Below are 12253 nucleotides of genomic sequence, written 5' to 3'. Positions count from 1 at the left end.
TTATATTCATTATTTATATGTTATAATTTAATATATAGATTTTTATTATGATTATTATGGAAAATGACCTTGTATGACCTGATAGGTTGGAGTCACTCAATAATGCAGTTTGAAAAATCGTTGATGTAGAAGATTTTTCATGAAATTTAGAAAAATTTAAAATCATTAAATATGGTTCTGATTTAATAACTTTTGAAGTTTTAGAGTGAGAATACTCTTGAGCAAAGCTTCAATTTGATTTATGAACAAATTCTACACTTGACGTCACTATTAAAAATATTTCACTTGATTGAAATGAAATATTTTGAGAAAAACTTATTCAAAAAAATAACATAGAAAGGGCTCATTTATTTAAAAATAAGCTAGATGTAAGACATGCTGTAGATCTTGCAAGAGATGAATATAGAAAAAAAATACATAATCTGATGTCAATTTGTCCTTCTTGAGATTATTCCTGAATACAATCATTGGTGAAAGAAATTTGAGCTAGATATCAACAAGATGGTATAGTTGAACCAGAAAATATTATTATTGTTTAAGAATTTATTTTGCTCTCAAAAGATTTCGAAAACTATGAACTGCGAATGAAAAAACTCTCTCTAGAATCAAGAGAGTTATTTGAGAAGTCTAAAAAAATATTTGAAGATGAGTATGAACAAGCACTTAATACTCTTCTTCCTGATGATATTTTAGGTACCAAAAAATCTATAGCACTTGTATTTACTATAGAACACTCTGAAAACTTGGCTTCTTGAACAGAAACAAGTAATGAAGATATACTAAAAAAGAGTATCATTAAGGTCTGTAACTCTCTTCCATTGAATGGGGATATCAAAAATATTCTTGCTCATTCACTCCTCTCTCAAGTAAATGGGAAATCACTAAACTCTTCTCAAGTACTCCCTCAATCAAATATTCAAAGAGATCCTTTATTCCCTATTTTAGAGGATATATTTAAGGACTGACAAATCTCAGGTGAAGAATTTTTGTTATTACAACATCATTATAATAAACACAGTTCATTTACTGATTCACTCGAGAGTATTTCAAGCACATCTAAAAAAGCTGTGAAATGAGAAATAGGAGAGCTCTCAGCTACAAATTTTAGTGAAAGAAAAGAATTATTTGAGTCAGAATTTTCAGTTCCTATACAAAACTTAAAAAAAAGAGGATACAAAGTTGCACCTGTTATATCTTTTGTTTCAAAATCATACTACAAACCAAAAAATCGATTTGAAAAAGATAAAAATAGACTCAGGCGAACTTGGAAGATAGCACTGCTGAAAATGCTTTGAATCAGGTTTTGAAGTTTTGATATTGAATCTGTATTACAACAATTTGATAATTGTGAGAGTTTTGAAGATTTTTTCTTACTTTTCTACAAACTTTTTGAAATCATTGGAGAGGATGATGAAGCTCAAACATCATTTCACGCAAAAGAAGAAAAAGAGTTAGTTACAAGTATTTTAGAAGACGCAGATCAAAAAAAAGAGAAAATACTCAAATGAGAAAAAGCTACAGCTAATATTAGTTCAATTATTTCAGAAACTGACTGACAACTAGAAGAATGAATGCTCGAAAAAATACTAGAGTCTTGAACTCATTTTATTGGATCGGATATTCATTTTTGACATGAAGATGATATGGCTTGAATATATGCAGAAGATAATGAGCGAGAAGATGAAGATGAGGAAGAAGACGAAAAAGAACAAATTGATCCCTGAAACACACTCGAGTGAAATTATGAAAAGCTCAAAGAATATTTCTTTGAGCTTGATGATCTCAAACGACAAGCATTTGCTTCGTGAGATTATGATGAGATTGATAGAATCAACGATAAACTTATAAGACTTGAGTCTCAACTTATAAAGATTTGAAAACTTTTATGAAGAGACGAGTAATTATTTGGTGTATTCTCGAGCACATCCAGTATATTCTTTGTCTCATTTTTTAAGAATAACACTGTAGCCGTATTCATTTTCTGTTACTCCATCAGTACAATTATCTGGATTTAGTATTGCACTGAAGTCTCAAGCTTCGATGACAACGTTTTGGTTTTCTTCTACGAGTGTAGAGCTTCCAGTAGCAGTATATGAGTCAGCTCCTGTTGAGCCAGGTTCTTGCCAATTAAATTTACCTGCTGAGAATCGAAAAGCAAAGTCTGGATCTATTCCAACTCATTCAAATCAAGCTTGAAAGAGTTCTGCTTTATCTGTTTTAGCATCTTCCTTTGTGACAGTATCTTCTAAATCTGAGTTGTTTGATGCACATCCTGTTAAAACTATAAGTGTAGTTAATAGGAGAGAAGCAAAGATTTTCATAATAGTAATATTAAAAATAGTGTGTGACACGTATTGTAGTAAATAAGTCAAAAATGTAAAAGGTTTCGATGTAAAATCTATAACTTTTCTTACAGAGTTTTTACAAGTTCGAGGTAATTGATGTCAGTGTTTTTTCATCTATAAAAAGCTTCGAATTCTGTTATATTTCACATATCAAAAATCTCATCACTTTCATAGTTATCTATAATTTTTTCTATTTTCCATAATCAGAGTTTTTCAATTATAGCTAGTACACTTTCAAAATATTCTCTATGATCTGTTTTGAAATAGAGTTTTCCTCCATCTTGAGTTATAGTATAGAGATGTGTTAAAAAGTCAGTTTGCAAGAGTCTGTTTTTTTTCTGACTTTGTTTCTTGCCCCAGGGATCTGGAAAAAATATATATGACTCAAACACTTCTCAAACTCAAAATATTTTATCTATATTTTGACCGAAATCTTTGAGAAGTACAAAGTTGTCACTTGAGTCATTATTTTTTCTTGATTTTTCAGCTGTTTGAAAGAGTCTTTTATATCGTATTTCCATTCAAACGTAGTTGATTTCTGGATTTTCGATGACTTGTTTAGAAAAGAAGTTTCACATTCATGTTCCTATTTCTAAAACAACTGGGTTAGTATTTCATATATATTCTGACCATTTTCACTGTTGAGCATAGATAGTTTCAAGCTCTACCAATATATCGTTGTCAGCAAGCACGAGTTCCCTATAAGGATTTTGTATAACCATTGTTTCTTGTTTTATTTATTTTTTATGAGGATATATCAATCAATATTTCCATACAATCTATCTCTTTGAGTTGTGTTATTAATCGCTCATTTCTCATATGGGATATTTGCACTTCAGATAAGGAGTTTAAATGTTTTAGTTTTTCACTGTATTTCAAAACTGAGTTTATCTCCATCTATTCAACCATTACTCGTATTTAATTGTAACTCTCTGAGTGAACTAAATATTGATGAGATATCAATAGACTCTTCTTCACCTCAATTTTGCGAGATTATAAGAGATTCTGAGTAAATATCTATAGAAATATTATTTTTAGATGTATTAGGAAATCACAGATTAACTATACTCTCATATCCGCGTACATCTATTGGAAATATATCTGTATAATCATTTCTATAAATATTTATGAGCGTATTAGTATCTACAATTCAAGTTATATATGACTTAACTTTTATAGAATCAGTAATTTTACTTATATACTCCCAGTTAGAAACACCAGGATACCTTGGTTTTTCTCAACCATTATTTATAAAATCTTTACTTCCATAATACTCATAATTTCAATTATTTTCAGTATAATCCTTGAAATCTTTTGCATCTAACTTTTGCGTAATTTCTGGAAATAATTTTTTTATTTTAGCACAATTATCAAAGTTACAGGTGTACTCTATCCCATCATAGATTTGTTTTGAGAGATTCTCATCAATATCAGCGTAATTTTCAAGAGGAGTGATTCTTCTTCATTCTATGCTGTCAGTAAGAATTCTAGCATCTCGTAGGTTATTTTCTAGTCGAGAAATCTGACGAGTGAGTGGAAGATCATATACTGACCATGGTCAAAGAGATATTATAACTATAAAGAGCGTTAAAATTGCTGGGATAAAAACCAGTGATTTTTTTCGTGAAATAATATAATACAACGAAATAACCAATAACCATATCCCAAATACGAAAACAAAATATCTGTTAATCGTGAGATCGTATTGTCATATTCTGAGTCAAATCGCGTAAAACAGCATGGCAAGTTGTGGAATCACTACGAAAGGGAAGAGTCTTCGAAACGTGAGAATAAAACTATAATTCGTCTGCTTATTGTTAAATTCAAAAAAGTATGAAAATATATACGTGATATATCAAAATATTGAAAACAGTATTACCATCCAGCTTATCTCTCATTTAGGCCAATCTCAAAAATTGAGTAATACTTTTATAGAATAGGCATAGAGAATAATAAAATAAACATATATAAAGGGAATAGCAATAAAGCGTACTAGAAATGTGAAAAATACATTTTCATTAAAATTATTGTCATAAAATTGGTCTCGAGTAGGTAACTGTGTCAGTCAAAATAATGGGGTGAAAAACACGAGTGACAGTACCGTCCAATATCAGTATGTATCTGAGTATCCAGAATTATTTATATCAAATAGGGTATCAACTGCAAGTATTGCACCATTTCATAGGAGCGCAAGTGCTCATCACACTATAAAAGATATAAAAAATACGACTGACACACTATAAAAATAGATATAGTATTCTTCCTGTATTTGAGAATTTTCTATAATATTGTTGATATACGGAGCAAAAAATAAAAAACTTGTGACTCAAAAGAGCGTCAAGACAAAGAAAATAATATTATTCATACTCTCTAAGTCTGCACTCAAAAAGTAATAAAACAATGCTCAAAATATTAATACTCCAACTTGAGATATAATATCTCAATGATTATACTTAGTATCTTGCGACTCTACAAAGAGAGTTGCTCAGACTGATAAAAAAAATGTAATGATTCACGTAAAAATAACTCTCATAATTCTCTCAATGAGTATTTGATTTTCAAACGAATTATATATGAGTACAAAAAATAATATCGTTAATACAGTACTATAGACTACGGCAAATGGAAAACGTGATATTATTACTTGAATCTTTTTTTGAAGTTCTTCCTTATTGAAACCAGAAAATATATTTTTCATAATCACACAATTAGAATATAAAATTATTCCTTTGCACTCTAAGGATACTCTCGTATTATAGCTTCTTTTCTATGTTGTAAAATAAGAAACTTCTTTTTTACTTTTATTTGATTTTTCCCTAATTATTTATAGACTGTGCGGGCATTTTTGCAAAATCTATTATGGATCGATAGCTCAGTTGGTAGAGCGCAGGACTCTTAATCCTTAGGTCCCGGGTTCGAGCCCCGGTCGGTCCACCATTCATTGAAATTGAACTCTCTAAAGGCTTTCATAGTAGGAATTTCCTCTATATAGAGCCTTTTTTTGTTGTCTATTTTAAGTTCGACGGTGATATCATTTATCCATATCGAGCGAACCTCATCATCCCATTTTTTCCAGTATATATCTATGTTACATAGGAGTTCGACGGAATAGTTAAGATACTCAAGCATTTTATCATTACTCTCTGTGAGTTTAAACATTTTCAATTCTATATCATGAATTTCACTCATGAGTTTGTTTTTTCTAGGCATAAATAATCCCTGGTCTATTTCTCACATGGTTCTCATTGATATGAGGCCATCTATTTCTTTCGTTTTTTCAGCATGATTTTTATTGAGAGTTATTCTGATTCTTTTTATGTCTCACATTTCTTCCTCATACAAATTTTTTAAACTTTCTCGGCATTCCTTCTCATATTTTTTCGGCATTTTATAAAGATTGATATTTTTATCGAACTCTTTAATTATATTTTTCTGATTATACCAAATTTTTTCTCAGGCTTTTTCTGAATGCTTGTGAAAATAAATATGTTTTTGTTTGATCAATGAAACCGTTAACGGTTTTCACTCAAAAAATACCTTTCCCTTCAGAGGAGAAACTAAAGACTTCTTAAATGTCTTTTTTTTCTTGTTTACAGCATCGAAAGTTTCTTTTGATACAATTGCTTCATGAGTTCAATTATATATCTCTCAGTCGTAAGAAATGACTCCATAATACAAAGGATTTTGTAATATTCTTTCGCAGCTAGATTTTACAAGTGATCATCCAGGTATTCTTATTCAAGTTACTGTAAATCTATCTCTATTCTTAAATCAAAGATCATTTATAATTTTTACGATAGATCTTACTGGTTCACCAAGCATTCGAAGCTCAAATATTTTTTTTACAAAAAATGCTTCAGATTCATTTATTACTAATTCTTTATTTTTTGTATCATATCAATACTTAAATCCTCAAAGACTCTTTCATAGTTTTAATTTTTGTTCTCTCCCGTCTTGCATTTTCTTTTTCATCTGATGAGATTCATAGACTGCAAAAAGAGACTTCATTCCAAGATGAAGAATATCTTCAGGTAAAAATTTTCATGAAGCAGTTACAAGTATTTTTATCTTTCCTTCCTGGGAAAGAGTTTGAATAATTGAATTCTCTGTAAAATTTCGAGCAAGTCTATCTACCTCATAGGTAATAATTGCGTTGATTTTTCATGCATGAATGTCTTCAATCATTCTGTAAAATTCTGGCCGTCATGATACTTTAGTAGCACTTTCAGCTTCAGTGTATTCTTCAGAAATTTTATAGCCATTAGAAAGAACTTCACGATCTCTCCAACTATCCTGGTTCTCTAGAGATAATTGTTGAGTGTTTCGTGAATTGGTACTCTTTCTCCTGTAAAATCAAAAATTAAGATCCATTTTATATCATTGGTATATAAGCTCTAAAAATTGCAGAAATTATAATTAAAGCAGCAATTCATATTCAAATAAAAAAAACTATATCTTCATCAAAATTTTCCTCTTTTATTTCAAATTTTGATAATGTATTTTTTATAAATTTCATTTTTTCGTAATTTTAGAAAGTCTCTTGTAAATTCTTTCTGCAGATATTCAAATTTGCATAGAAATTAGATTTGTGTCCCATTCATAATGTTCTCACCACTCCAGTAATTCGTTGTCTGAAATTAGTAGTTTAAATGCTCTTTCATCAGCTTCTTGTTCATTCCATTTACATTCACATGTATGATTACATATTTTATGTGCTAACTCATGAGCTACTGCAAATCTTTGTTCATACCATGATATATTCTTATTAATTGCAATATGTCTCCCAGAAAGCAAAAAACCATTCAAAATCTTATTCATAGGAAATATATCAACAGTTAATTTATGACTTCGAATCATTTTTATAGTTGTAGATGGCAGTTGTAACATATTATTTTAAATCTTCTAGAGTTTTAAAAAGAAAATGAAATACTCTATAATTAAGAAAAATCATTAGGAGTATTCAAAGAATAAAGATAAAAGTACTAATTAAATTTATAGCTCATCAAAGTGATAGAAATACAGATATTATCGCTGTAATACCACATACGAATATAGCTTCCTTAAAATATCTAATAAATAGTTTAAATTTTCACAATTTTTGCATTGCTTTTATATTTTCATTTTCAGGACTTTGTAAAATAATTGCAAGTCATGCCATTAAAAAACTAGCAAAAATAGAAGATACTCAAATTATAGTATTTGAAAGGTTTTTCAAATCCTCTGGATCAATTATAATCTTATATTTGTTTAAAATTAATACTATAGTTATTGCAATAATAATACTGTATATGTAGGATCTAAATCTATCATCAATTCAAATTAATTTTAGTAAGTTCATTTTTGATAAATAAGAAATTAAGAATTATTTATATTCTTCTCGTATTTTAGGAATTTCTTGTAAATAATTTTCCTGCATCTTACTTAGAACTATCTCTGGATTCAATTCTTTATTATATAATTGTATAGAAACTGCAGACTTAAAGCGAATTTTGTCTATTTTTTGTTGTACTTTTTTCCCAGCTTCATCAACTTCAATGGTTGCAGAATTTGCAAAATTGTGTCATTGATCTTTCTGAAATCATAGTATTTTGTCCTTGTCTAAACCATCTTTATCCAAAACAGTAAATTTCATTTTTTTTCATCAAAATTGTTCCTTTAAATCCCATACTGGATCTAATCATCAACTAACTCATAAATTCTTTTGATTTTTAATAGTAGCTATTTCAAAAGAATAAGATCTAATCAGATTTTCATTAAAATATTTTTCTCTGTTTTTATATTCAATGGTTTTTAAAGTAATGGTATTTTTAAGTCAAAGTATTGTACAAAAGAATTTTCATATTAGAGCTAATGAAGGTTCCTTTCATCACTTTAATACTGAAATTATTCATAATGAATTCATAAAAGGATTGTTTGAAGAAAAATCAATATACATATATATATCTGCATATAGAGATTCGTCTTCAAGTAATCAGAGAGATTCTAAATCATCAACACCAACATTGTTTCATTTTCATTTCTTATATAGAACTTCAGAATCATGTTTTTGAATGAGAGTAAAGAAGAATTTTTTTTCTCATACCTTTTCAATTTTGTATCAATCAATAGATCAAAATGCAATCTTATTTAAAGTGGAAACAACTTGATCAATATCTATAGGGTTTCAAAGTAAATTTAGATCATAATAGTATAATGGAAATTCTTTCATTTATATTTAATTATTATTAAATGTTATTCAAAATTATTATTTAACTATTATCAAGCTAAATATGTATATTTTTATATCTAAATTTATATTTTTTTTATGTCATTTTATATCTATTTTTAGCTAAAAAGCCTTGAACTAGGCAGTTTATATATATTGACATATATTAATATTATGTATAAAACTTTTGACAAAAAGTCTAATTTCATATACTATGTACCTGTAAGATTTGTTTGGCACGTCCTCACACTCGAACATATCTCTGATTCGGTGCAGATCTTACTCAAGATAAGCTAATCTACTTTGGATTAGCTTTTTTTGTGTCTTCTTCAACAAGTTCATCTATAAATTCATCAAGATTGTCTTCTTCTCATTCTACTTCTTCAATAAACATATCTCATCTCATTTGCATATCATGATAAGAATTCATGACCCAAGCTGGCTGTATGCTATGAAATTCAGACTTTTCGTATCAATCTGGCTTTCTAATTACAATCTTAACTCTCATATTGCTATATAGAATTCAAATGAAAGCATAATATTGTACCTGTCTTCTCTCAGTAACTAATCTAGATCATCTTTTAACGGTCACATTTTCCATAACACACTTATATTCTTGTGGTAATCATAACTTTCTTAATAAAGTTCATACATGTGGGAAACATTTTAATCTTACATATGCATCCTTTGGATTTCTTTTTCTCTGATTTTTAAATCATTTATTTTCTAAGTGTTGAAATCATTTTTTAGTAATTTTTACCTGTCAGAGATATGGTGAATGAAATTCTCTATTTAACTTATAATACTCAACAGCATCGTTTAGTGCTGCATCATATATTTCTGAAGGTATTAAATTTGATTCAGTCATTTTCTATTTCTTTGGGTATTTAGTTCTCAGGAAAGCAATGTAACTCTTCAAATCTTTCTGAGCTTCTTCAGAGATAATTCAATTTTTAGACAACAAAACATCTTCGAGATCTTCATCACTCAAAGTTTCTATATCGATTTCTCATGATATTATCTCTTCACCATATTTGTATTTGTATTCTTCTTGATCTGCAGCTTTGAATATTTCCTGCATTTCTTTAGTGGAGAGTCCGATTGCTCTTGAAGCTTTAGTAAAAAAGTTATCACTTCATCAAACCTTTCAATTTAAAACTCTACTGAGTGCTGGTTGAGAGATTCACATTTTTTCTGCTACCTCAGAAACTGTAAACGATTTTTGTTCAATAACATTTTTTAGATGTTGTCATATTGTTCAACTTCTAATTATGTCGGAGTTTGCCTTTATTAACATATTTTTGATTACATTATAGATATATATAATATTTAAAAGATATATTTGTCAATGATAAAATGATAAAAAGATATAAATTTATTTGCAATATATCAATTAAATGATATATTTATATTGCACATAAGAAAACTGCTCTTTAAAATCAGAGTTCAAGCAATAAAGTTTTGCTTGGAATTAATATATATTTTTTTGCTTATATGTATGACAAAATAATGGTATATCTATAATAGATTGAGATGAAAACAAAATTCAGAGAATTATTAGATAAAGAGAGATGACTTTCATATTTGATATGCAAAACGGAAAAAATGGCCACAAAAACAATTGATAAAGCAGCAAATGGGTGAGACGTAACTTTTACTACAAAATTTAGGATTTACTCATTTTTGCTCGAACACAAAGTAATAGATATCAACACAAAAACTTTAGATTTATTTGAACCAATGAAAGAATGACAGCCAGTTGAAAAATAACCGTTTTTGAAAACAAAAAATACATCGAAAGAAATTGAACATTTTTCTCAATAAAGAAAACAAAACCTGATCCTAACGATTGGAAAAGACTTTACATGATGACTTTAAAATTATGAAAGCTATAGGAATAACGCTGCTTGTCCTCGTGATCTACGGAATAGTAGGACATATCGAAACTCAAACGATTGAATTGGAGAATCTTACTTACCAAAACCAATACACATATGGAGACTAAATACATGATCCAATACAAGAAACAAAAGATGCTTCTCAGTAGGGAAGAGCTTGATGACTTTATTCAGGATCTGATTGATTTAAAGATTTTTAAATCAAATAAAAAAGAACTCCCGAAAGAAGTTCTTGTTTAGAAAAACCACAAAGCAAAGCGATTTTCTCGCTCAATTATAGCGAGAAAATCATAAAAAATCAATTTTAATTTTTTTATAAAATTTTTTTATGACACAAATCATAAAGTGGGAAGAAAAAACCCAGTTACAAACCATAAAAGATATCTATGCAAAGGATCTTACAGATCCAGAGTTTGAAACTTTTGTATGAGTAGGGAAGAGTACATGACTCAGTCCATTTCTTAAAGAAATATGGGCCGTTAAATATAAAGATAAACCTGCAAGTATTTTCATCTGAAGAGATGGATATAGAAAATCTGCTCAGGCAAATAAGTTATATGATTATCACATAGTAGATGCCGTTTATACCAATGACGATTTTAAAGTCTCATGAGGAGAAGTTAATCATACTTACAATCTGAAAGATAGAGGGAACCTTGTCTGAGCTTACTGTACAGTCATGAGAAAGTGATCAACAAAGGCTACATTTACTTATGTTGAACTCAAAGAGTACATTCAAACATATTGAGTATGGACATCTAAGCCAGCTACTATGATTAAAAAAGTAGCTGAAGCTCAATGACTCAGACAAGCATTTCAGGAATTATTCGCAGGAACATTCGAAGAGTCGGAGAACTGGAATACTCCGGAGGATGAAACAAAACCTACTCTACCAAAGAATACAAAGAAACCTCCAGAACCAAAAGCTCCTGAAAAACAACAATCAACGGTTGAAGAATTTTTCATCTGATGGTATGAATGAATACAAGAATCTAAAACTTTAGAGAGTCTTGAATCTAAACTTAAAGTTTTCAAAGAAAAACTGAGCAATAGAGCTGATTGTCGAAAAGAGAAAGAGAAAATTGATAATATCACGCAACTTGTAGTAGATATGAAATGATCACTCGCTCACTGAGAAATCCAAGATGCTGTAGTAGAAATTCAACCTATTGAAGAAACGCAAAAAGATAGGGAAGAGTATTTAAAGGAAATCAGAAAATGAGATTATCGAGCAGATGGAACTGAAAAAGAATGGTTCAATGAAAAACCACAATATGAAGAATTTCTGAAGGGAAAAGATAAATACAAGAATTTCTCTGAAGCACTCGATGACATCACTTTAGATTACAAAGTCTGAAAACCAATGAGAGCAAAACTCAAAGATTTATTTTCTAAGACTCAATCAACATGAAAGACTTCGAAGTAAAAATTTGAGAATATAAATGAAAGCAGGTATCGGAGGTCCTAGCTCTTAGTAAAGATTATTTTTACTGGCTCTACCACACATTATGGGAGAGTGTGAGAACTGAAGAATATTGTTTTTGCATGGAAGATTTATGGACTGCGAATTGAAATAAAATTAATGATCTGACATTCAAAAAGAAATACCAGATCAAAAAATCTAAAGAAACAATTACATACGAATCAAAAAAAGCTTTTCATCATCTCTCAGATGATCATAGGCCAGTCTATGTTCCATTATCTAAAATCACTCCAGAGATGGAAGATGCTGAAGATACATGGTGTGCTGAAAATCAAGAAAACATATCCCGACATAAAAATTAAAATACATTATAAAACAAAAA

The 12253-nt window shown here is 29.2% G+C and carries 13 protein-coding genes and 1 tRNA gene; 6 read left to right on the top strand and 8 right to left on the bottom strand.

The window, feature by feature from the left end; genetic code table 25:
* Positions 1-56: 56 nt before the first annotated feature.
* Together GW846_03385 and GW846_03380 are read left to right on the top strand one after the other, a co-directional pair.
* A complete protein-coding gene (locus GW846_03385; GenBank protein ID NDK09795.1) occupies positions 57-539 on the top strand; it encodes a hypothetical protein in 483 nt (160 codons plus the stop codon).
* 45 nt (positions 540-584) lie between these two features.
* A complete protein-coding gene (locus tag GW846_03380) occupies positions 585-1901 on the top strand; it encodes a hypothetical protein (GenBank protein ID NDK09794.1) in 1317 nt (438 codons plus the stop codon).
* Here GW846_03380 and GW846_03375 read toward each other — a convergent pair whose 3' ends face one another.
* From GW846_03375 to GW846_03365, 3 genes are all read right to left on the bottom strand, one after another.
* Positions 1902-2321, bottom strand: coding sequence for a hypothetical protein (locus GW846_03375; protein NDK09793.1), 420 nt, complete (start codon positions 2319-2321; stop codon positions 1902-1904). It lies immediately after the preceding gene.
* Between the two features lie 89 nt (positions 2322-2410).
* Positions 2411-3067: a tRNA (guanosine(46)-N7)-methyltransferase TrmB gene (gene trmB, locus GW846_03370; GenBank protein ID NDK09792.1), complete on the bottom strand. Its 657-nt coding sequence runs from the start codon at positions 3065-3067 to the stop codon at positions 2411-2413.
* Between the two features lie 11 nt (positions 3068-3078).
* Entirely contained in the window at positions 3079-5043 is a 1965-nt protein-coding gene (locus GW846_03365) for a DUF4153 domain-containing protein (GenBank protein NDK09791.1), read from the bottom strand.
* Between the two features lie 163 nt (positions 5044-5206).
* On the opposite strand from GW846_03365, the gene GW846_03360 reads away from it, so the two are divergent.
* Positions 5207-5282, top strand: a tRNA-Lys gene (locus GW846_03360).
* Between the two features lie 1566 nt (positions 5283-6848).
* Here the strand turns inward: GW846_03360 and GW846_03355 are convergent.
* The 5 genes from GW846_03355 to GW846_03335 form a co-directional block, all read right to left on the bottom strand.
* Positions 6849-7232, bottom strand: coding sequence for an ImmA/IrrE family metallo-endopeptidase (locus GW846_03355; GenBank protein ID NDK09790.1), 384 nt, complete (start codon positions 7230-7232; stop codon positions 6849-6851).
* 1 nt (position 7233) lies between these two features.
* On the bottom strand, positions 7234-7683 hold the full coding sequence (locus tag GW846_03350) for a hypothetical protein (GenBank protein NDK09789.1): 450 nt from the start codon (positions 7681-7683) through the stop codon (positions 7234-7236).
* Between the two features lie 24 nt (positions 7684-7707).
* Complete coding sequence (locus tag GW846_03345) at positions 7708-8553, bottom strand: hypothetical protein (GenBank protein NDK09788.1); 846 nt, start codon at positions 8551-8553, stop codon at positions 7708-7710.
* 295 nt (positions 8554-8848) lie between these two features.
* Complete coding sequence (locus GW846_03340; GenBank protein ID NDK09787.1) at positions 8849-9418, bottom strand: hypothetical protein; 570 nt, start codon at positions 9416-9418, stop codon at positions 8849-8851.
* Positions 9419-9421: 3 nt separating this feature from the next.
* Positions 9422-9847, bottom strand: a complete 426-nt coding sequence (locus GW846_03335; protein NDK09786.1) for a helix-turn-helix domain-containing protein — start codon at positions 9845-9847, stop codon at positions 9422-9424.
* A 236-nt stretch (positions 9848-10083) separates the two neighbouring features.
* On the opposite strand from GW846_03335, the gene GW846_03330 reads away from it, so the two are divergent.
* The 3 genes from GW846_03330 (at position 10084) to GW846_03320 (ending at position 12233) form a co-directional block, all read left to right on the top strand.
* Positions 10084-10320 carry a hypothetical protein gene (locus tag GW846_03330; GenBank protein NDK09785.1) on the top strand — a complete coding sequence of 79 codons (237 nt, stop codon included), beginning with the start codon at positions 10084-10086 and terminating at the stop codon, positions 10318-10320.
* A 456-nt stretch (positions 10321-10776) separates the two neighbouring features.
* Positions 10777-11874: a phage recombination protein Bet gene (gene bet, locus GW846_03325; GenBank protein NDK09784.1), complete on the top strand. Its 1098-nt coding sequence runs from the start codon at positions 10777-10779 to the stop codon at positions 11872-11874.
* Complete coding sequence (locus GW846_03320) at positions 11856-12233, top strand: hypothetical protein (protein ID NDK09783.1); 378 nt, start codon at positions 11856-11858, stop codon at positions 12231-12233. Before bet ends, GW846_03320 begins: the two co-directional genes overlap by 19 nt.
* Positions 12234-12253 lie beyond the last annotated feature (20 nt).

This window comes from Candidatus Gracilibacteria bacterium (genome assembly GCA_010119145.1).
GTDB lineage: Bacteria > Patescibacteriota > Gracilibacteria > BD1-5 > UBA6164 > JAACSU01.
Note: the sequence above shows the minus strand (reverse complement) of the source record. Positions and strands in the feature narration are given on the sequence as shown.